Source organism: Gordonia sp. McavH-238-E (genome assembly GCF_022348225.1).
Taxonomy (GTDB): domain Bacteria; phylum Actinomycetota; class Actinomycetes; order Mycobacteriales; family Mycobacteriaceae; genus Gordonia; species Gordonia terrae.
This window is the reverse complement of the sequence record NZ_JAKRFE010000015.1, coordinates 61,537-83,386: the sequence shown is the minus strand read 5'-3', so window position 1 is coordinate 83,386 and position 21,850 is coordinate 61,537. Positions and strand designations below refer to the sequence as shown.

General features: G+C 69.7%; 16 protein-coding genes. 7 read left to right on the top strand and 9 right to left on the bottom strand.

Features of this window, described 5'->3' with window-relative positions; all coding sequences use genetic code 11:
• Positions 1–44: 44 nt before the first annotated feature.
• Entirely contained in the window at positions 45–2,894 is a 2,850-nt protein-coding gene (locus MHN80_RS20700; RefSeq protein WP_101818749.1) for a bifunctional GNAT family N-acetyltransferase/acetate--CoA ligase family protein, read from the bottom strand.
• Positions 2,887–4,131: an acetoin utilization protein AcuC gene (locus MHN80_RS20695; RefSeq protein ID WP_064571751.1), complete on the bottom strand. Its 1,245-nt coding sequence runs from the start codon at positions 4,129–4,131 to the stop codon at positions 2,887–2,889. The genes MHN80_RS20700 and MHN80_RS20695 overlap by 8 nt, the downstream gene beginning before the upstream one ends.
• Positions 4,132–4,316: 185 nt before the next feature.
• Here MHN80_RS20695 and MHN80_RS20690 point away from each other — a divergent pair, with 185 nt between their 5' ends.
• The gene (locus MHN80_RS20690) at positions 4,317–5,012 is read left to right on the top strand and encodes a metal-dependent transcriptional regulator (RefSeq protein ID WP_004018860.1); all 696 of its coding nucleotides are present in this window, start codon (positions 4,317–4,319) and stop codon (positions 5,010–5,012) included.
• A gap of 46 nt (positions 5,013–5,058) precedes the next feature.
• Here the strand turns inward: MHN80_RS20690 and MHN80_RS20685 are convergent, their stop codons facing one another.
• Both MHN80_RS20685 and MHN80_RS20680 read right to left on the bottom strand, forming a co-directional pair.
• Positions 5,059–6,183 (bottom strand): DUF4192 domain-containing protein, encoded by a 1,125-nt coding sequence (locus MHN80_RS20685; protein WP_239403465.1) that lies wholly within the window; start codon positions 6,181–6,183, stop codon positions 5,059–5,061.
• Between the two features lie 93 nt (positions 6,184–6,276).
• Positions 6,277–6,981, bottom strand: a complete 705-nt coding sequence (locus MHN80_RS20680) for a hypothetical protein (protein WP_239403464.1) — start codon at positions 6,979–6,981, stop codon at positions 6,277–6,279.
• A gap of 178 nt (positions 6,982–7,159) precedes the next feature.
• Between MHN80_RS20680 and MHN80_RS20675 the strand changes: the two genes are divergently transcribed.
• Positions 7,160–8,131: a proteasome assembly chaperone family protein gene (locus tag MHN80_RS20675; RefSeq protein ID WP_004019402.1), complete on the top strand. Its 972-nt coding sequence runs from the start codon at positions 7,160–7,162 to the stop codon at positions 8,129–8,131.
• A gap of 17 nt (positions 8,132–8,148) precedes the next feature.
• Entirely contained in the window at positions 8,149–10,281 is a 2,133-nt protein-coding gene (locus tag MHN80_RS20670) for an RNA helicase (protein ID WP_033203449.1), read from the top strand.
• On the opposite strand, the gene MHN80_RS20665 is transcribed toward MHN80_RS20670, so the two are convergent.
• Positions 10,278–11,210, bottom strand: a complete 933-nt coding sequence (locus MHN80_RS20665) for a hydrogen peroxide-inducible genes activator (protein ID WP_239403463.1) — start codon at positions 11,208–11,210, stop codon at positions 10,278–10,280. The two genes, MHN80_RS20670 and MHN80_RS20665, sit on opposite strands and share 4 nt — an antisense overlap.
• A 126-nt stretch (positions 11,211–11,336) precedes the next feature.
• Here MHN80_RS20665 and MHN80_RS20660 point away from each other — a divergent pair, with 126 nt between their 5' ends.
• The gene (locus MHN80_RS20660; RefSeq protein WP_004019399.1) at positions 11,337–11,924 is read left to right on the top strand and encodes a peroxiredoxin; all 588 of its coding nucleotides are present in this window, start codon (positions 11,337–11,339) and stop codon (positions 11,922–11,924) included.
• 11 nt (positions 11,925–11,935) lie between these two features.
• Positions 11,936–12,469: an alkyl hydroperoxide reductase gene (locus MHN80_RS20655; RefSeq protein ID WP_004019398.1), complete on the top strand. Its 534-nt coding sequence runs from the start codon at positions 11,936–11,938 to the stop codon at positions 12,467–12,469.
• Between the two features lie 162 nt (positions 12,470–12,631).
• Here the strand turns inward: MHN80_RS20655 and MHN80_RS20650 are convergent, their stop codons facing one another.
• Positions 12,632–13,885 carry an aspartate aminotransferase family protein gene (locus MHN80_RS20650; RefSeq protein WP_033203550.1) on the bottom strand — a complete coding sequence of 418 codons (1,254 nt, stop codon included), beginning with the start codon at positions 13,883–13,885 and terminating at the stop codon, positions 12,632–12,634.
• A gap of 83 nt (positions 13,886–13,968) precedes the next feature.
• On the opposite strand from MHN80_RS20650, the gene hrpA reads away from it, so the two are divergent.
• Positions 13,969–17,958: an ATP-dependent RNA helicase HrpA gene (gene hrpA / locus MHN80_RS20645; protein ID WP_239403462.1), complete on the top strand. Its 3,990-nt coding sequence runs from the start codon at positions 13,969–13,971 to the stop codon at positions 17,956–17,958.
• Here hrpA and nrdR read toward each other — a convergent pair.
• Both nrdR and MHN80_RS20635 read right to left on the bottom strand, forming a co-directional pair.
• Positions 17,932–18,444, bottom strand: a complete 513-nt coding sequence (gene nrdR / locus MHN80_RS20640) for a transcriptional regulator NrdR (protein ID WP_033203453.1) — start codon at positions 18,442–18,444, stop codon at positions 17,932–17,934. The genes hrpA and nrdR overlap by 27 nt on opposite strands.
• A gap of 99 nt (positions 18,445–18,543) precedes the next feature.
• Positions 18,544–19,083, bottom strand: coding sequence for a LysM peptidoglycan-binding domain-containing protein (locus MHN80_RS20635; protein ID WP_239403461.1), 540 nt, complete (start codon positions 19,081–19,083; stop codon positions 18,544–18,546).
• A 242-nt stretch (positions 19,084–19,325) separates the two neighbouring features.
• Between MHN80_RS20635 and lexA the strand changes: the two genes are divergently transcribed.
• Complete coding sequence (gene lexA, locus MHN80_RS20630; RefSeq protein WP_239403460.1) at positions 19,326–20,030, top strand: transcriptional repressor LexA; 705 nt, start codon at positions 19,326–19,328, stop codon at positions 20,028–20,030.
• Here the strand turns inward: lexA and MHN80_RS20625 are convergent.
• On the bottom strand, positions 20,008–21,717 hold the full coding sequence (locus MHN80_RS20625) for a phosphoenolpyruvate--protein phosphotransferase (RefSeq protein WP_239403459.1): 1,710 nt from the start codon (positions 21,715–21,717) through the stop codon (positions 20,008–20,010). The two genes, lexA and MHN80_RS20625, sit on opposite strands and share 23 nt — an antisense overlap.
• Positions 21,718–21,850: the final 133 nt, after the last annotated feature.

Genomic DNA, 21,850 nt, shown 5'->3' with positions numbered 1-21,850 from the left:
GCTCGACTGCCGCCTTCACTGAGTCTCTCGGTCGGGTCCGCCGATCAGCCGAGTCGTCTGGGTCCGGTGTCCCGCCTGTCGGGCACCGGGCCCACTCGTATCCGGGCATTGAGCACGGCCACCCCGTCGACCGAGGCAAGGATCGGGTCGCAGACGACTTCGCGTACCTCCGGGATGTCGTCGACGAGGGTCGAGATGCGGAGCAGGAGATCCGCGAGCGCCTCCTTGTCGGCCGGCTCCTCCCCGCGGTATCCCGACAGCAGCGGTGCCGACCGCGGCTCCTCGATCAGTTCACGAGCGTCGAGCTCGGACAGCGGGACAGCTCGGTAACCGTGATCGCCCAGCAGATCGAACGTCCGCCCGGACAGACCGAACGAGATGACCGAACCGAACGACGGGTCGTCGCGGACCCGGATCACCGTGCCGACGCCCTTCGGTGCCATCTTCTGCACGTGCAGCACCCGATCACCGGTCAGCTCGGTGAGTTCGGCGAACGCGGTCACCACGGATGTCGCGTCGGGCAGGTCGAGGCGCGCGCCCTCGCGGTCGAGCCGGCCGCGCCATTTGTCCGACGTCGCCTTCACCGCCACCGGCAGTCCGAGCTCGCGCGCGGCCGCGGACGCCTCGTGCATGGTGGTGACCTCCCGGAACGGGACCACATGGATGCCGTACCAGCGCAACAACTTCGCCGACTCCACGTGTCCGAGCAATCGCTCGCCGGGAGTGTCGGGGACACCCTCGCCCGACATGGCCTCACGCACGAACATCCGGGCCGTCTCGGGGTCCGTGCCCTCGGGACGATGCACGACGGACTCCGGCCGCTGGCGCCACCGGGCGTACTGCCAGGCCCTCGCCAACGCTGCCGCGGCCCGCTCGGGTGAGCCGTACGACGGGATCGACCCCTTCGTCGGCATCCCGCCCGGACCGGGCCTGGTCAAGCCCGGTGGGATGCCGTCCACGGCGAGGAAGGTCGTGACGATCGGTTTGTCGCCATCGGCGTCGGGTGTGTTCGCCGCCGCCATGAGGGCGCGGGCATGCCAGTCGGCGCCCACCGCCACCGGCGGCACGAAGACGACGATGATCCCGTCGACACCCGGGTCGGCCATCGCCGCGGAGACCGTCGACTCGAACTCCTCCTCGGAGGCACCGGCTCCCAGATCGATCGTGTCGACGACCTCGAGGCCGCCGTTGCGCGCGGTGTCGGCCGCCAGGCTGCCGAGCACCGAGGAATTGCCGATGATGCGGACGCGCGGTCCCCGCGGGAGCGGCTGATAGGCGAACAACGCCGCGCAGTCGAACAATTCGGGGATCGTGTCGACCTGGATCACCCCCGCCTGTTCGAGCATCATCCGGGCGATCTGGTCGTCGAGGGTGGCCGCCGATCGCGCCGCGCGGACCGGTGTCATGGCGCCCCGTCCGGACTTGACCGCGATGATCGGCTTCGAGCGGGACACCCGGCGCGAGATGCGGGAGAACTTGCGCGGGTTACCGAAGCTCTCGAGGTAGAGCAGGATGACGTCGGTGGTGGCATCGGTGTCCCAGTACTGGAGCAGGTCGTTGCCCGACACATCTGCGCGGTTGCCGGCCGAGGCGAACGTCGACAGGCCGATCTGGCGTCGGGCTGCGGTGTCGAGGATCGCGATCCCCAGCGCGCCGGACTGACAGAAGAACCCCACCCGGCCCGCGCCCGGGATGCGCGGCGCGAGGGTCGCGTTGAGTGCGACCGCGGGGTCGTTGTTCGCCACCCCCAGGGCGTTCGGCCCGACCAGACGCATCCCGTGTTCGCGGACCTGGGCCACCAGCCGGCGCTCGTTCTCCAACCCCTCTTCCTCACCGGACTCGCCGAAGCCCGACGACACCACGACGAGGGTGCGCACACCCTTCACGAGACAGTCGTCGAGCACGTCGTCGACGCGCGCGGCCGGCACCGCGACCACCGCGAGGTCGACGGGATCGGGGATGTCCCGCACAGTCTCGTACGCACGGATCCCGCGCACCGACGGCGGGCGTTCCCGAGTGCGTCGACGCGCCGGCGTCGGTTCACGACCGGCCCCGCGTCGGCCCGGTTCGGACTCCTCGTCCTCGACCCGGGCGGGTCCGTTGACCGGGAACACCGGTCCGGTGAACCCCCCGGCGATGATGTTCGCCAGCAGCGCATTGCCGACCTTGTTCGGGTCCGTCGACGCGCCGATGACCGCGACCGAGGTGGGACGCAACAGGTTCGCCACGCTGCGCGCCTCCGAGGCGCGTTCCCGGGCGTTGCGCACCGACAGCATCGCCTCGGTGGGGTCGATGAGGAACTCGACGTGCACGGTCGAACCGTCGAAGCTCCGCGCCAGCTGATACCCGGCGTCGCGGAACACCGCGACCATGTTCGGGTTCTCGCTGAGCACCTCGGCCTCGAAGCGGGTGAAGCCGTTCTCCGCCGCCGCCCCGGCGAGGTGTTCGAGCAGGATCGGTCCGAGTCCGCGACCCTGGTGTTCGTCGGCGACGACGAAGGCCACCTCCGCCGATTCGGGTTTGCCGTCGAAGCCGAGGCCCTCGTAGATGCCGACCGCGATGATCTCGCCCCCGAGTTCGGCGACGATCGCGACCCGCTGCTGATGGTCGACGGTCGTCATCCGTGCGACCTCGCGCGGCGGCAGGGTCGGGGTCGGACCGAAGTAACGCATGTAGCGCGTCCGCTCGGACAGCTTGGAGTGGAATGCCACGATGCGGTCGGCGTCGTCGGGCACGATCGGCCGCAGATGCACGACGCCGCCGTCGGAGGCCAGCACGTCGGCGATCCAGTGCCGCGGGTAGTCCCACGGGCTACGTGGTTCCGGCTGATCGGCCACCGCGGCGGGCGGGTCGGAAGGCGAAGCGTCCGTTGCGGTCGTGGTGTCGTCAGTCACGGGGATCCTCCGGGTCGAGACCGTGGAGCGGGTACACCGCGCGTCGCGTGGCGAGAATTGCGCGATCGGTCTGGCGCTGGGCGTTGGCGGCGACGCCCTCGGGTGGCTCCTGACCGGCGTCACCCGCCCACGGCTGGTAGTCGACGATGCCCCCGTCGCCCATGACCCGAACCGGCGGGGCGGCGTAGTCGGAATGCACCTGCTCAGAGATCTGTTCGGCTGTGGCACACCAGGATTCGTCGATGACCGAGGATACGTCGACCTCACGCCCGAGAGCCACCCCCAGCAGGTGCGTCCAGCTGCGCGGCACCACGTTGACGACGCCGTAGCCGCCGCCGCCCACCGCGATCCAGCGGCCCTCGCAGTACTTGTCGGCGAGGTCGCGCATGGCGATCATCGCCGCCCGCTGGCCGTCGACGGTCAGCGAGAGGTCGGTGAGCGGATCGGCCCGATGACTGTCGGCGCCGCACTGGCTGACGATGATCTGCGGCCGGAACTCGGCGATCAGTGACGGCACCACGGCGTGGAAGGCGCGCAGCCACAATCGGTCCTCGGTGTTGGGCATGAGGGCCAGGTTGACCGCGCTGCCCGCGGCATCGCCGTCGCCGACCTCGGTCGGCCATCCGGTGCCCGGCCACAATGTCGCCGGATGCTGGTGCAGCGAGACCGTCATCACACGCGGGTCGGCCGCGAACTCGACCTGGACGCCGTCGCCGTGGTGGGCGTCGACGTCGATGTAGGCGATCCGGTCGAAGCCGTTGTCGAGCAGGTACTTGATCGCGATGGCGCAGTCGTTGTAGATGCAGAACCCCGCCGCGCGCGAGCGCATCGCGTGGTGCATGCCACCACCGATGTTGACCGCTCGCGTCGCCGCCCCCGAGACCACCGTCTGGGCCGCGGCCAGCGTGCCGCCGACGAGCAGGCGCGCGGCCTCGTGCATCCCGGTGAAGACCGGGTTGTCGGCGTCACCGAGACCGAACAACCGCTCGAGCAACGGGCCCGACAGCGACGCGGTCCCGGAGCCGACCGCACGCACGGCGTCGATGTAGTCGCGGCTGTGGACGACGGTCAGCGCGTCGTCGTCGATGGCCTGCGGCGGGACCGTCTCGACGTCGTCGAGGACCCCGAGGCTCTGCGCGAGGGTCATCGTGAGGGCGAGTCGGACCGGGTTCATCGGGTGCGTGTGGGCCCAGCGATAGGACAGGAAGTCCTCGCTCCAGATGACCGCCGTCGTCATCGGGCGCTCGTAGTGTTGATCACGACCTCAGGCTAGTGGTACACCTCGCGCAGCGGCCACGGATGTCGCGTCGGACACGAGCGGGCACCGCACCATCCTCGTCGCGGACCACCCGGCCGCGGTGAGATCGCGGTCACCGCTCGCAAAGAGGGTAATCTTGGCGGGGACGAAAGGGATTGCGCACAGTGAACGACCTGGTTGACACCACCGAGATGTACTTGCGAACGATCTACGATCTCGAAGAAGAGGGCATCGTGCCGCTGCGGGCACGTATCGCCGAGCGTCTGGACCAATCCGGTCCCACCGTGTCGCAGACCGTTGCCCGGATGGAGCGCGACGGTTTGCTCCGCGTTGCCGGCGACCGACACCTCGAACTGACCGACCGCGGCCGCTCGCTCGCCGTCGCGGTGATGCGCAAGCATCGTCTCGCCGAGCGCCTGCTGGTCGATGTCATCGGGATGCCCTGGGATCAGGTCCACGAGGAGGCCTGCCGCTGGGAGCACGTGATGAGCGAGAACGTCGAACGTCGCCTGCTCGCGGTCCTGGAGTACCCGACGACGTCGCCGTACGGCAACCCCATCCCGGGCCTGGAGCTGCTGGGCGTGGAGGTGCCGAGTTCCGACGACGGTGCCACCCGTCTCGCCGACCTCCCGCCGGGCGAGACGGTGCCGGTCATCGTCCGTCGTCTGTCGGAGCACGCGCAGTCCGACACCGAACTCATCGGAGCGCTCCGGGAGGCGGGTGTGGTCCCCAACGCCCGCGTGACGGTCTCGAACACCGCGGGCACCATCACCATCGACACGCCCGGTCACGACGGTCTCGAGCTCTCGCCCGACATGGCGCACTCGCTGTTCGTCGAGAAGGTCGTCGAGAAGGTCTGACCGAGCGAAGGTCTGACCCAGCGAAGATCTGACGCAACAGGTCCGGTCACCCGGCGGTGCGCAACGTCGCCGCCGGGATGACGATGCCGAGACGTTTCGCCGCGTCGTAGGACTTGTCGATCGTGCCCCACAGCCTGGCCGGGCGTACGCCTGCCCGTAGGGCCGAGTCCAGCAGCGTGGCCAGCGGTCCGGGTTCTGTGCACGCGAGCGCGACGTCGAGCGCGACACCGGCATAGGCCCCGTCCCCGCCGATGTAGTGCAGGTGCGCGAGAAGTGTTGCGGCGGTTGCGCGTCCGCGTCCGGCGAGTCGTCTGGTGAGTTCTCGCCACAGGCGTTCGGCAGCTCCCCGCAGTTCGGTGACGGCCAGGGCGAGCGCGGCGTCGCGGACGTCGGGGCGGAGGATCGCCCGTTCGAGCAGGTCCAGTTCGTCGCAGTCCAGCGCCCGGTCCGCTCCGATCATCGCGCTGATCACCAGGTCGAGCGCCAGCGCCGAGACCTCGACGTCGTCGGTGTCGGGATCGAACCGGTCGAGATCGGTCCGGTCCAGGTCGTGGCCGCGGCACCGATGGCACTCCGGCCGGGGGCGACCCGGACCGCACTCGCCGTCCAGCGGTTCGAGCATCGACCTCATCTCCGAGCGCCGTCCGAGGATTCGTCGGCCCGAGCGCACGGCTTCGGCGATCGCCGTCGGACTCGTGTGCGGGTCGTCGATGCGCCCGACCGCGTCGGCAGACACCTCGACCGACCATGCTCGGTCCTCGGGACACCAGATGGTGGTCCACTCGGCGCCTGCGTCGAAGGTCGCCAGCGCGAATCCCGCCGCGACGCCGCCGACCTCACCGAAGTACCGGTCGCTCATCGCCATGATCCGGCGGTGGCGGTGGTCGTCGACGGGATGCCGGTCGTCGGCGATGACGACCACGATCTCCTCGACGCCATAGGTGGAGGTGATCTCTCCGAGCCCGCCGAGGACGGTGACCAACTCCCGGCTGGGGCTGCCGTCGTCCTCGAGGGCGAGGTCGTGTCGCATGGTCGCGTTCACGGTCCGGTCGGCGGCGAAGGCGATCACGATGATCGATCGCTCCGGGACGAATCCGAGACGTGCGGGGATCGAGGTGAGCAGCGTAGACGGGTCGTGTGGCCCCGACGGACGTGATTCGAACATCTGCATGGACGCAGCGTCACCCGCAGGCGGCCGCGCGAACGCCGGGGAACTCGTCCTGTGGACAACTCGGGTCGAGTCATCCACAGGGGCGGTGGGGAATCAGCCGAATGCGGCCGCGTTCGCCTTGACGAACAGTGCGTCGAGCGCGGCGGCCGCCTCCGGCGCCACCGGACCGGCTGCGGGCCAACGGTATTCGGTGTAGACCCGGACCCCGTCGCGCTCGCCGAGCAGGGTGAGGGCACTCGTCGTCGTGGGGACGCCGCCGCCGGTCACGATCGTGCGACGGATGGTGGCCGTGTCGACCCCGTCGAGCGCCGGTGGCGGAGGTAGGACCTCGGTGGTGACCGTCGACGACGCACCGAACGTCGTCGTCGTGGTCTGCCCGCACCGCTGCGCCAGGTCGACCACGTCGTCGAGAGTCGTGTCGACGCCGGCCACGACCGTGGTCAGGGTGGACCGCTCCCCCGGGCCGGGCCCCAGGTAGGCGACCGCGCCGTCGGCGGCGACGGTGGCCGGCGCGCAGTCCGGCGGCGACACCTCGGTGCCGGTCTGTCCGGGCATCGGTGCGCCGGTCACGTCGGCCAGCGCGTTCGCGACCGCGGACGCCGGGATCTCGCTCGCCGCGCCACCCGGGAAGTCTGCGGCCGACACCGATCGCGCGGAGAGGTCCGGGCCGGACGGCGCCGGTTCCCCGGCCACCGAGCACGCGGAGAGCAGGACCGCGGCGGCCACCAGGCAGGCGGCCGGCACACGGGTCCGGCCCGGGAAAGGCAGACACGGTCGGGGCACACGCGGCTCGGTCACAACGGTCTACTGTGCCACCGCCGCACGCCCCGCACGCCCTCCGACACACCGCGCGCACCAGGCCGGGAATCACCCGCGTGCCGAGGTGGTTGCACCCAGATGACTCTCAGCACCCCGGTGCGGGACAATGGACGTTCAGCTGTCTCGATGGACAGCTGCCAGCAGAAGGAGGGACGACGTGGACGAGCAGCCCGCGCGCGACGACGCGCTGTATGAACTCGCCTTTCCCGCTCCGCAGGTGACCCGGCCCGACGGCACGGGTCCGGTACTGATCCACGCACTCGAAGGGTTCGCCGATGCCGGGCATGCGGTCGCCCTGGCGGCGGCGCATCTGCGCGACAGCCTCGAGTCGGAGTTGGTCGCGACCTTCTCGTCCGACGAACTGATGGACTACCGCTCGCGCCGGCCGACCATCTCGTTCAGCGGCGAGACCTTCACCGACGTGGAGATGCCGTCGCTGGCGCTGCACGCCATCCGCGACAACTCCGGCAAGGGGTTTCTCCTCCTCGCCGGTTCCGAGCCGGACCTCCGGTGGGAACAGTTCGTCGACGCGGTCCGTCGCCTCAGCGACGGCCTCGGCGTCACCGACGTCATCGGCCTGAACGCGATCCCGATGGCCGTGCCGCACACCCGCCCGCCGTCGATCACCGCGCACGGCAGCGATCCCGACGCCCTGGGCGACCTGCCCCGGTGGGGATCGGCGATGAAGCTGCCCGCCAGCGCGTCGATGCTTCTCGAACTCCGCATGGGTGAGCACGACTACCGCGCCTCGGGGCTGTCCGTACACGTCCCGCACTACCTCGCGCAGACCAACTATCCGGCGGCCTCGGCACGGTTGCTGGCGGCGGTCGCCGAACTCGCCGGCCTCGACCTCCCCCTCGCCGCTCTGGACAGCGCCGCGGAGAAGGTGCGCGCACAGGTCGACACCGAGGTCGAGGGCAACAGCGAGATCGAGTCGGTGGTGGCCGCGCTGGAGACCCAGTACGACACGTTCACCCAGGCCGCCCAGGAGCGGGCCTCGCTGCTCGCCGCCGAGGAATCCCTGCCCAGCGGCGACGAACTCGGAGCCGAACTCGAGCGGTTCCTGGCCGAGCAGACCGGCAACGGTGAGGCGGACCCCGGGGACGAGGGTCCACGATCACCGATCTGATCCCCGAGACCGCATCGATTCCCGGACCCCACGTCCTGGTCCCGACCGACGACGAGGACGCCGCCCTGCAGCGGTACACCGACTGGTGGACGGGGCGTGGTCTCGACCTCTACCCCCATCAGGAGGAATCACTCCTCGAACTCCTCGCCGGCAGCCACGTGATCCTGGCGACGCCGACGGGCTCGGGTAAATCACTCGTCGCGGCGGGTGCGCTGTATTTCGCGCGCTGCCGCGGCGAGCGCGCGTTCTACACCGCCCCGATCAAGGCGCTCGTCAGCGAGAAGTTCTTCGAGCTGTGCGCGATGTTCGGCGCGGACCAGGTCGGTCTGCTGACCGGTGACGCCGCGGTCAACGCCGACGCGCCGATCGTGTGCGCGACCGCCGAGATCGTCGCCAATCTCGCGCTGGCCGCGGGCGGTGAGAGCGACATCGGCACCCTGGTCGCCGACGAGTTCCACTATTACGGCGAACCGGACCGCGGCTGGGCATGGCAGGTGCCGCTCATCGAACTGCCGTCGACGCAGTTCCTGCTGATGTCGGCGACGCTTGGCGACGTCTCGTTCTTCGTCGACGATCTGACCCGCCGCACCGGACGCGAGACCGTCGAGGTCACCGGTGCGCAGCGGCCCGTCCCCCTCGAACACACCTACGCGATGACGCCGGTCCACGAGACGATCGAGGAACTGGTCGACCGCGGCCGGGCGCCCATCTACGTGGTGCACTTCACCCAGGCCGCCGCGGTCGAGCGCGCACAGGCACTGCTGAGCGTCCGCATCTGCGACAAGGCCGAGAAGGCCGCCATCGCGGAAGCGATCGGGGACTTCCGGTTCTCCACCGGCTTCGGCAACACCCTGTCCAAACTCCTGCGCGCCGGGATCGGTGTGCATCACGCCGGGATGCTCCCGCGGTACCGGCGCCTGGTGGAGCGCCTCGCCCAGCAGGGTCTGCTGAAGGTCATCGCCGGGACCGACACGCTCGGCGTCGGGATCAACGTGCCCATCCGTACGGTGCTGTTCGCGGCGTTGAGCAAGTACGACGGGCGCCGGGTCCGGCGCCTGCGGGCGCGCGAGTTCCATCAGATCGCCGGCCGCGCCGGGCGTGCCGGGTTCGACACGATCGGCTACGTCGTCGCCCAGGCCCCCGATCACGACGTGGAGAACGCCCGCGCGGTGGCCAAGGCCGGCGACGATCCCAAGAAACTGCGAAAGCTGGTGCGCAAGAAGCCCCCCGAGGGCTTCGTGTCGTGGGGTGAGAAGACGTTCACCCAGCTCGTCGACGCCCCCGACGAGCCGCTGCGCAGCCACTTCCAGATGACGACGGCCATGCTGCTCGAGGTGCTCGGCCGACCGGGCGACTGCTTCGCCGCGGTGCGCCACCTCCTCGAGGACAACCACGAACCCCGCGACCGGCAGTTGCGCACCATCAAGCACACGATCGAGCTCTACCGCGGGTTGCGAGATGCCGGCATCGTCGTGCAGCTCGACGAACCCGACGACACCGGACGGCACATCGCGCTGAGCGTGGACATGCCGGCGAACTTCGCATTGACCAATCCGCTGTCCGCCTTCGCGCTGGCGACCTTCGAGATCCTCGACCCCGAATCGTCCACGTACGCACTCGATGTGGTCTCCGTCCTCGAATCGACGCTGGAGAATCCCCGCCCGCTGCTGCTCGCCCAGCGTAAGGTGGCCCGCGACGCCGCGATCGCCGAGATGAAGGCCGACGGCATCGAGTACGAGGAGCGCATGACCCGACTGGAGGAGATCACCTGGCCGCAGCCGCTGGCCGAGGAGATCTTCGCCGCCTTCGACATCTATCGTCGCGGCCATCCCTGGGTGTCGTCGTTCCCGCCGGCGCCGAAGGCGGTCCTGCGCGAGATGCTGGAGAAGGCCATGACCTTCACCGAGCTGATCTCCGCCTACGGCCTCGCCCGCAGCGAAGGCGTGTTGCTGCGCTACCTGTCGGACTGTTATCGAGTTCTGCGCCAGGGTGTTCCGACGAGCGTGGTGACACCCGAGATCGAGCGGATCGTCGAGGATCTGGGCACCATGGTCCGCGAGGTCGACTCGAGTCTCGTCGACGAGTGGGAGGCCCTGGCCGCGCAGGCGGCCGCCGCCGAGTCACTCGCCTCGACGGGCGAGCCGGTCTAGAGCGGGGTCACGGCCCCGGTCGCGCCGACGAGATCACCGATGACGGAAGCGAGTTCGCGGTAGGCCTCGTCGTGGCGTGCGGAGGCCCGGAAGACCAGGCCGATCCGACGGCCCGGACGCGGGGTCGCGAACGTCGCGGTGGCCAGGTCGCCCGACGCCGTCTCCGACGCCACCGCCGTCTGAGGGATGAGCGTCACACCGAGACCGCCGACGACGCAGTGGACCGCCGTGGTCAGCGAGGCGGCCCGGGTCTGTCCGAGATCGGGCCGCACGCCGGCGAGCCGGCACACCTCCAGGGCCTGGTCGCGCAGACAGTGCCCCTCGTCGAGGAGGAGCAACGGCAGGTCCGCCAGGGCGGTGGGGTCGACACGGCGACGTCCGGCGAGGGCATGTCCGGACGGGAGCGCGAGAACGAAATCCTCACGGTAGATGGGGACTTCGACGATGCCGGGCACCTCGACGGGGAGGGCGAGCAACGCCACGTCCAACGTGCCGGTGCGCAACTGCTCGACCAGTCGCGCGGTCTGTTCCTCCACCACCCGGGGCACGAGATCCGGAAGCCGCTCGCCGAGCCCGCGCAGCAGCGTCGGCAGGACGTAGGGTGCCACCGTCGGGATGACCCCCAGCCGCAGCACCCCGCGTAGCGGTTGTCCGGCGCCCGCGGCCGCCGAGGTGAACTCGTCGACGGCCTCCGTCGCCGCGATCGCCCGCGGCAGGAGTTCGACCCCGTCGGCCGTCAACTGGACACGCCGCGTGGTGCGTTCGACGAGGGTCACCCCGAGCCCGGACTCCAGCGCGGACAGCGCCTGCGACAGTGACGGCTGACTGACACCGAGATCGGCTGCGGCAGTTCCGAAGTGACGGCGATGAGCGAGAGCGACGAAGGCGCGCAGACCGGCGACGGTGGGCTGATAAGTTCTATCGGGCATGCCTATCAGTGTAGTGCTAATCATCACGTTTCGCTTTCGGCCAGAATCCGGCACGATGGTACTCGTACGTCGCGAAACTCTTTCGCGCGCAAGTTTCCGTACATTCACCAGCTGAAGGAGCGACACATGGCCCTGCTCACCATCGGTGACCAGTTCCCCGCCTACAACCTCACCGCCGTCATCGGTGGCGACCTCAGCAAGGTCAATGCCCAGCAGCCCGACGACTACTTCACCACCGTGTCGTCCGACGATCACCCCGGTCAGTGGCGCATCGTGTTCTTCTGGCCGAAGGACTTCACCTTCGTCTGCCCCACCGAGATCGCCGCGTTCGGCAAGCTGAACGACGAGTTCGCCGACCGCGACACCCAGGTCCTCGGCGCGTCGGTGGACAACGAGTTCGTCCACTTCCAGTGGCGCGCACAGCACGAGGACCTCAAGACCCTCCCGTTCCCGATGCTGAGCGACCTCAAGCGTGAACTGGCCACCGCTGCAGGCGTTCTCAATGCCGACGGAGTCGCCGACCGCGCCACCTTCATCATCGATCCGAACAACGAGATCCAGTTCGTGTCGGTCACCGCCGGCTCGGTGGGCCGCAACGTCGACGAGGTCCTGCGGGTCCTCGACGCGCTGCAGTCCGACGAGCTGTGCGCATGCAACTGGAAGAAGGGCGATCCGACCATCGACGCCGGCGAGCTCATGACGGCCGGCGTCTGAGAGGAGAACAGATGAGCATCGAGAATCTGAAGAACGCACTCCCCGAGTACGCCAAGGACCTCAAACTCAACCTCGGATCGATCAGCCGGACCACCGCGCTGAGCGAGGAGCAGTTGTGGGGGACCCTGCTGTCGACCGCAGCGGCGAGCCGTAATGCCAAGGTGCTGAGCGAGATCGCCGACGAGGCCGCCGACACGCTGTCCGCCGAGGCCTACAACGCCGCACTCGGCGCCGCGTCGATCATGGGTATGAACAACGTGTTCTACCGGGGTCGCGGCTTCCTCGACGGCAAGTACGACGACCTGCGTCCCGGCCTGCGGATGAACATCATCGGCAACCCCGGTGTCGACAAGGCCGCCTTCGAGCTGTGGTCGTTCGCGGTGTCCTCGATCAACGGCTGCGGCCACTGCGTCGCCGCACACGAGAACACCCTGCGCGAGGCCGGCGTCGACCGTGAGGCGATCCTCGAGGCGCTCAAGGTCGCCTCGATCGTCAGCGGCGTCGCCCAGGCGATCGCCACCACCGAGGTGCTCGCCAACGCCTGATCCGCCGCAGCGCGACGAACAAGGGCCCGGCTGCTCGAGCAGCCGGGCCCCTTCGTGACGCGCCCTCCGCAAGCTCCAGGCGCTCCTCAGGGAGCAGTGGGGACGCGCCCTCCGCAAGCTCCAGGCGCTCCTCAGGGAGCAGAACGAACGGCCGCCGCGGGGTCAGCTCAGGGCCGCGCGCATCCGGTCGGCGAGTTCGCCGACCTCGGCGGTCGTCATCACGAAGGCGGGCGAGATCTGCAGCGCCCCTTGACCCGCCGCGCGCGTGCTGACGCCGTGCTCGCGCAGCGCGCGAACCGCGGCCGGAGCGGTGGCGGCGTCGGCGAGCTGGACCGCGGTGACCGCACCCAGACCGGTCCGGACCTCGGCGACCGCATCGAGATCGGTGAGCGGTGACAGCGCCGCGGCGAGGTCACCCTCCAGACGCGTCGCCTCGGCGAGGAGGTTCTCGCGCCGGATGATGTCCAGGTTGGCCAGGGCGGCCGCTGCCGCACCCGCGTGCCCGCCGTAGGTGTAGCCATGCCGCCACCAGACGCCACCGGCGAAGAACGGCTCGGCGATCCAGGGGGCGATGAACACCGCGCCCATCGGGACATAGCCGGACGTGAGGCCCTTGGCGGTGGTGATCATGTCGGGTTCGAGGCCGAATCGTGCCGAGGCGAACCAGGATTCGCCGCCGATGCGACCGAAGCCGGTGACGACCTCGTCGACGACGAAGAGGATGTCGTGGTCGCGGCAGATGCTCCGCACCTCGGCGAGGTAACCCTCCGGCGGCAGGTAGATGCCGCCGGCACCGATGATCGGCTCGCAGAAGAACGCGGCGATGTTGTCGGCGCCCACCCGTTCGATCAGGCCGAGCAGGCTCTTGGCGTCGTCCCACTCGACGTTCTGGACGTCGTGCATGAGTTCGCCGTACCCGTCGTGGTTCAGCGGGATGCCGGCCAGCGAGGTGCCCGCGGCGTGCATGCCGTGGTAGGCCTTGGTGCGGCTGACGACGACCCGCTTGGACTCGCGTCCCTGCTCCACCCAGTAGCGACGGGCGAGCTTGACAGCGGTGTCGATCGAGTCGCTGCCGCCGGAGGTGAAGAAGATCTTCGACCCGGGCACCGGCGCGATCGCACCGAGTTCCTCGGCCAGTTGCAGGGTCGTGTCGCTCGCGATGTCACCGAAGTTCGAATAGTGCGCGATCGAGCCGAGCTGCCGGGCGACGGCGTCGGCGATCTCGGTACGACCATGACCCACATTGGTGAACCAGAGACCCGCGGTCGCATCGAGATAGGACTTGCCGTCGCGATCGAAGATGCGCGCACCCTCGCCCCGGGTGACGACGAACGGACCGCTCGCGGTCACCGCACCCATGTCGGCGAAACCGTGCCACAGCGACCCCGGAATTCCGGTACTCGAACCATCAGCCATGGCCCCAATGATGCCGGTCCGCGCACCCTGCACGGCCACTGGGGTGAAGTCCCGCGCGCACCGACCCATATCCTGGAGGGATCATGCCGGACCCGTCTTCCTCAGCTTCCCCGTCGCCGGGAAGTGCCCCGTCTGCAGGCGCACCGGGTGTGTCGCGCCCGGACCTGCTCCGCGCACTCGACGACGTGGGCCTCGTCGACGCCGACCGGCTGCGGCGTCGCATCGACCGCCTCACGGCGCGTCCGGATGACGCGAAGTGGGAGCAGCTCGTCACCGACGTCGACAACGCACGTGCACGACTCGACCGGCGGCGCGCGAGCGTCCCCATCCTGCGCTTCCCGGACGAACTCCCCGTCTCGGCGGCACGGGAGGAGATCGCCGAGGCGATCCGGGACCACCAGGTCGTGGTCATCGCGGGTGAGACCGGTTCGGGCAAGACCACGCAGCTCCCGAAGATCTGCCTCGAACTCGGCCGGGGCATCCGCGGGTCGATCGGGCACACCCAGCCCCGGCGGATCGCCGCGAGCTCGGTCGCCAAACGCATCGCCGACGAGACCGACACCGAGCTCGGCGACGCGGTCGGCTACTCGGTCAGGTTCACCGACCGCTCCGGCGCCGACACCCTCGTCCGGGTCATGACCGACGGCATCCTGCTGCGCGAGATCGCCACCGACCCGATGCTGCGCCGCTACGACACCCTCATCATCGACGAGGCGCACGAGCGCAGCCTCAACATCGATTTCATCCTCGGATACCTACGCCGGTTGCTGCCGCGACGACCCGATCTCAAGGTCATCATCACCTCCGCGACGATCGAACCGGCCCGGTTCGCACGGCATTTCAGTACGCCGACGACATCGGTCCCGGTCATCGAGGTGTCGGGTCGCACCTATCCGGTCGAGATCCGTTACCGGCCGCTGAGCCTGCAGGAGCGCCCCGACGACGGCGACGATGCCGGCGGTGGCGAGCATGCCGACCTCGACCAGATCCAGGGCATCGACGCCGCCGTCGACGAACTGTGGGCCGGTGGCCGCGGCGACATCCTGGTGTTCCTGCCGACCGAACGCGACATCCGGGAGACCGCGGACGCGTTGCGCCGCCGCACCGGTGGCGGCAAGGGGCCCGGCGCCGAGATCGTGCCGCTCTACGCGCGGCTGTCGATCGCCGAACAGCAGAAGGTCTTCTCCCCGTCCGACGGACGCCGGATCGTGCTGGCGACCAACGTCGCCGAGACCTCGGTCACCGTGCCCGGCATCCGGTATGTCATCGACACCGGCACCGCCCGCATCAGCCGGTATTCCACCCGGACCAAGGTCAATCGCCTGCCCATCGAGCCGGTCTCCCAGGCCAGCGCCCGCCAGCGCGCAGGCCGATGCGGTCGCGTCGCGCCCGGCGTCTGCATCCGCCTCTACAGCGAGAACGACTTCGAATCCCGGCCGGCGTTCACCGACCCCGAGATCCTGCGCACCAACCTGGCCGCCGTCATCCTCCAGATGACCTCCCTCAAGCTCGGCGAGATCGCCGACTTCCCGTTCGTCCAGCCGCCCGACGACCGCGCGATCCGCGACGGTATGGGCGTTCTCACCGAACTCGGCGCCATCACCGTCCCACGCGAGGGCGGCCCGCCTCGGCTCACCCCGACCGGCCGGTCGATGTCGCGGATTCCGGTCGATCCGCGGGTCGCCCGAATGCTCATCGCCGGACACGAGCTCGGCTGTCTCGACCACCTTCTCGTCATCGCCGCGGCGATGTCGCTCCCCGATCCTCGGGAACGGCCGGCCGAGCACCGGGAGGCCGCCGACGCCCAGCACCGGCGCTTCGTCGTCCCACAGTCGGACTTCCTGTCCTACGTGGAGCTGTGGCGATACCTCGGCGAACAGCGCAAGGAGTTGTCCGGCAGCCGCTTTCGGCGCATGTGCGAGCGGGAGTACCTACACTTCCTTCGCATCCGGGAGTGGCAGGACCTCCATCGACAGCTGACCGAGATCGTCAAGGACCTCGACTGGTCGGTCGCGCCCACCGAACTCGACGCCGACGCCGTCCACCGGGCCGTCCTGTCGGGTCTGCTGAGCAACATCGCCGCCCGCAACACCGAGGGCCGCGAGTTCACCGGTGCGCGCAACACCACACTGCTGATCTTCCCCGCCTCTCCGCTCGCCAAGAAGCCACCCGCCTTCATCATGGCGGCCGAAATCCTCGAGACGTCCCGACTCTTCGCCCACACCGTCGCCGGGATCGATCCGCTGTGGGCCGAGAAACTCGCCGGGGATCTCGTCAAGCGCACCCACAGCGAGCCGCATTGGTCCGCCAGACGCGGGGCCGCGATGGCCTACGAGCGGGTCACCCTCTACGGCGTCCCCCTCGTCGCCCGGCGGCGCGTCGACTACGGCCCCATCGACCCGGTGGTCTCGCGGGAGCTGTTCATCCGGCACGCTCTCGTCGAGGGCGACTGGCGTACGCAGCACGCCTTCTTCGAGCGCAACCGCACACTCCTCGACGCCGCCTCCGACGTCGAGAACCGCACGCGCACCCGGGGTCTGGTGATCACCGAGGACCAGCTCTTCGAGTTCTACGACCAGCGGCTACCGGCCGACGTCACCTCCGCGCGGCACTTCGACTCATGGTGGAAGAAGGCCCGCCGGGCCGAACCGGATCTGCTGGATCTGCGTCCCGAGGACGTCACCGGCGGCACCGATGTCGCGCCGACGGACTACCCCGGCGCCTGGCAGCAGGGCGACACCCGACTCGAACTGCGTTACCGCTTCGAACCCGGCGCGACCGACGACGGGGTCACGGTCGTGATCCCGCAGGCTTTGCTCCCCCATGTGCGTCCGGCCGGATTCGACTGGTCGGTCCCCGGCATGCGCGCCGAACTGGCCACCGCACTGGTCAAGTCCCTGCCGAAGCAACTCCGCAAGAGCATGTCCCCTGCGCAACGATTCGCCGACCTCGCCCTCGGCCGACTCACCCCCCGCAAGGAGCCGCTGGCCGCCGGACTGGCGCGCGAGCTGTCGGCGATCACCGGGATGAGAGTCACCGCAGCTGATTTCGACGTCGAACGAGTGCCGGCTCACCTCCGGATGCACTTCGCGGTCGCCGACGATGCCGGACGGATCATCGCCCGCGCGGACTCGTTGTCCGAGCTCCAGCAGAAGGGTGTGCCCGCGGCGCCGCGAACGGTGTCACGCACTCTGTACCGGGCCTGGACCGCCGACGGGATCGGCACGCTCCCCGAACAGACGACGGTCGACGTCGCCGGGCAGCGGCTGACCCGCTACCCGACGATCGACGTGGTCGCCGATGACAAGGGCCGCCCGCGTGGCGTGATCGTCGTGGACGCGTCCTCCCCCGACGCCCGCGAGCGTCTCCGTCGTCGCGGGCTCGTCGCCCTGCTCGAACTGGCGATTCCCCCGCTGTCCAAACGCCTCGCCGGCTCACTCGATCCGGCCGAACGACTCGCCCTGAGCCTGAGTCCCTATGCGGACATCGAGGCACTGCTCGCCGACTGCACTCGACGGGCCATCCGGGACGCGACCATCGGTGTCGCCGACGCCGAGCTGGCGGCAGTCCGCTCGCCACAATCCTTTTCGGCCTTCCTCGAGCGGATCAGGCCGCGCGTCGCCGAGGCCGCCCCGGACTATTTCTCGCTCGCCGTCGCGGCGCTCGAACGGCTGGCGCCGGTCCGCGCGGCGATCGACCGGCACGCCGGATCGCTGGCTGCCGACGACGTCGCCGAGCAGATCGACCATCTCGTGTTCGACGGCTTCGTGGCAGCCACCGCACGGCGGCATCTGGAGAACCTGCCGCGGTACCTCGACGGTGCGCGGGCACGTCTCGAGGCGCTGCCCGCGTCCGCCGCGCGCGACAAGGCCGGCGTCGCGGTCGTCGATCGCGTCGTCGAGCGGTGGGCCCAACGGCTCGAACAGGTCCCTGAGCACCGACGGGCGATCGTCGACGACGAGGCGCAGTGGCTCGTCGAGGAACTACGGGTCGGGTTGTTCGCCGAGCGTCTCGGTACCGCGTTCCCCGTGTCGGAGAAGCGCGTCCTACGAGCTCTGGACCGACTCGGCTGAGACGGGATCGGTGGTGGCGGTCTCGACACGTCCGCCACCGGACGCCGACGACTTCAGATCGTCGATCTCGCGCTGGAAGTCCTCCACCGAGTCGAACGACCGGTACACCGACGCGAACCGCAGGTACGCCACCTCGTCGAGATCACGCAGCGGACCCAGGATCGCGAGACCGACCTCGTTGCTGGGGATCTCGGCCGATCCGCTCGCGCGCACCGTGTCCTCGACCTGCTGGGCGAGTTGCGCGAGTGCGTCCTCGGCGACGTGCCGGCCCTGACAGGCACGACGCACACCGCGCATGACCTTCTCGCGACTGAACGGCTCGGTGACCCCGTTGCGTTTGACCACGGCGAGCACGGCGCTCTCCACCGTGGAGAATCGGCGCCCGCACTCCACACACGAGCGACGCCGTCGGATGGCCTGCCCTTCATCTGCGACACGCGAGTCGATGACCTTGGTGTCGTCGTTCTTGCAGAAGGGGCAGCGCATCGTGTCCTCACGCAGGTCGCGGGACGCTGGAACGCACCGAAACCGTGCGCCCCGCCGCTTCTCGGCCGGCCCCTGTGCCATCGAGGATACCGCCCGGCCTCAGCGGTACCGGGGGGTGAGCAGGGGCTGACCCACCTGCAGCGCACTCGACGGCAGATCGTTCATCGCGACGATCTCGTCGATCACGATGTCGCGGGGCATCTCGGGCGCCACCCGGCCGGCGATCGTACTGAGGGAATCCCCGGCGCGCACGTGGACGACCTCTGCGCTCACCGCGGCGGGCGTCATCGAGTCCGAATAGTTCTGACCGACGACACCGAACACCCACACGACGAACGCGAGGCCGACGCCGGCGAGGACCGCGACGGCGGTGCGGCGACGGCGACGGAACACCGCCGCATCCGGACCGACCGGCCCGCGGCCCCGGGCACCCACCGCGGAGCCGCAGTGCGTGCCGCCGACGCGTGGCGTCAGTGGCGACCCGCCCACCGGACGGTTGCCTGCCGGCCGGTTGTCGACGGGCCGAGAACCGTCGGACAGCGGGGTCCGGGTCCGGATACGGTCGGCGCGGTCGGTGCGCGCCCGGACGGTGTCGGGACGCTCGGTACGGACGGGAGCGACGAGAGTGGCGGTGCGCATGGTGCCCTCCGGGTGTTCGGTGCGGGATCTTCGGGTGTTCGGGTGTCTGGCATCCGGTGTTCGAACTTCGATCAGATGTTCGATGCACTGATGTTCGAATTTGTAGCACGGCGCACCGACAAAGTCTCGCGACACATCGAACAAATGTTTGAGGTGGAGGTCGCACTCCGCTAGGCTCGGACGCGGCTGAACATCCCCACGGGCCATCTACCAGCACGTTCCGAAGACGAGAGGAACCGAACATGAGTGACACCGGCGATAGGCGCGGCCGAGCGCGGGGAGCCGACGACGAGGCCCCCATCGACGTCGCCGCCGCCGAGGCCTCACTCACCCCGCGCCAGCTCGGGGTCCTGGAAGTCATCCGCCGCTCGGTACGCGAGCGCGGTTACCCGCCGAGCATCCGCGAGATCGGCGACGAGGTCGGCCTGGCCTCGACATCGTCGGTCGCCCACCAGCTACGGACCCTCGAGCGCAAGGGTCTGCTCAAGCGGGATGCGAACCGGCCGCGTGCGGTCAACATCGCGCCGAGCGAATCGCCGTCGCCGGAGACCCCGCCGGCCGGCCGGCTGCCCGAGCCGACCTTCGTGCCGGTCCTCGGCCGGATCGCGGCCGGTGGCCCGATCCTGGCCGAGGAGGCGGTCGAGGACGTGTTCCCGCTTCCTCGCGAGCTGGTCGGCGAGGGCTCGCTCTTCTTGCTGCGCGTCGTGGGCGAGTCGATGATCGACGCCGCCATCTGCGACGGCGACTGGGTCGTCGTGCGGCAGCAGAACGTCGCCGACAACGGCGACATCGTCGCAGCGATGATCGACGGCGAGGCCACCGTGAAGACCTTCAAGCGTCAAGGCGCCAATGTGTGGCTGATGCCGCACAACGAGCTGTTCGATCCCATCCCGGGCAACGACGCCGTGATCCTCGGCAAGGTCGTCACCGTGATGCGGCGAGTCTGACCTCTCCCCCGACCGAACGGTCGAGCACCGCCGCGGCAGCTTCTCGCGCCGCGGCGGGGTCGGACGTGGCCAGCGCGGCGTCGGCGGCGGCGCGGCAGTCCTGCGCGGTCACCTCGCCGAGCCGAGCCCCCACCGCGGCGGCCGCGGCCGGCGCGCTGGACAGCGAGGTCACCCCGAGACCGACGAGCACGCAGGCGAGATTCGGATCGGCAGCCGCCTCACCGCACACCCCGACCGGCTTGCCCTGGCGGACACCCGCTGCGGCGACACCCGCGATCAGGCTGAGCACCGCGGGCTGCCACGGATCGGTCAATCCGGCGAGATCGGCCGACATCCGATCGGCCGCCATCGTGTACTGCGTCAGATCGTTGGTGCCGATCGACACGAAGTCCACCTCGGCGAGCACGGCCTCGGCCAGGATGGCGGCCGCGGGCACCTCGATCATGACCCCGGCGACCAGGCCCCGGCCGCGGACCTCCGCGGCGAAGGCGCGCGCCTCGGACGGCGAGGCGATCATCGGCGCCATGACCCACGGCGCGACGTCGGAACCCGACGCGGCGTGCGCGATCGCGTCGAGCTGGTGGGCTCGGATCTCGGGATGCGCCAGGGCGATTCGATCCCCACGGACACCGAGCGCGGGATTGGATTCGTCTGGGTGGGTCACGAACCTCAAGGGCTTGTCCGAGCCGGCGTCGAGGGTACGGATCACCACCTTCTGCCCGCCGAACGCGTCGAGGACCTCCCGGTAGATCGCGGCCTGTTCGTCCACCGACGGTTCGTCGGCGCGTTCGAGGAAGGCGAGTTCGGTGCGGAAGAGTCCGACGCCCTCGACCGGGTGCCCGGCGGCGGCCCGCGCCGACGATCCGTCGGCGACATTGGCGAGCACCGAGACGGCGATGCCGTCGGCGGTCTGCCCCGGACCCGTCCACCCGGCGACGAGCTCGGCGTGCCGACGATCCTCCTCGACTCGCGCCCGCGCCGTCTCCGCGTCAGGCTCCACCTCGACCCGGCCGGTCGTCCCATCGACGAGAACCGTTGTGCCGGGTCCGATCTCGGCGAGATCGGCCACGGCCACCACACACGGGATCCCCAGTTGCCGGGCGATGATCGCGGTGTGGCTGGTCGGCCCACCCAGCCGGGTGACGAGCGCGATCGTGGTCGTCGGGTCGAGACCGGCGGTGTCGGCGGGTGCGAGGTCGTCGGCGAGCAGCACCGAGGGCACCTGCGGTGTCGGCACGCCCGGTTCGGGTAGACCGAGCAGTTCGGCGAGCACGCGGTCGCGGACATCGTTCAGATCGGTGACCCGCTCGGCCATCAACCCGCCGAGTTTGGTGAACACCGCCGCGAACTGATCGGTCGCGGCGACGGCAGCGGCCTCGGCCGTGGCGCCCTTGGTGATGAGCGCGCTCGCGGCCCCGATCCACCCCCGGTCCTCGGCGAGTCCCGCGGTCGCCGCGAGCACCTCCGCGGTCACCCCGGTGTTCTGGGAGGCGCGCGTACGCAGTCGCGAGGCGACGGCGCCGGCCGCCGTGGCGAAGCGTGTCACCTCGTCGGCACGACGCTCCTCGGGGATCTCCACGCCGACGCCGAGCTTCTCCGGTGAGTGATCGGGTCGCTCGCCCGGCCACAGCGCGGGACCGTGGGCCAGTCCGCCGACCACCGGGGTCCCTGTCAGGATCTGCGCCATCGTCTTGCCTCTCACTCGACTACCGATGTGACCACCGTTACAAAAAGTGCTTGACTTGTCAACACAAACAGGCGTAAACACAATTACTACAACATGCAATCCCACACGCCTCAACAAGCGGGGTGGTCGGAAC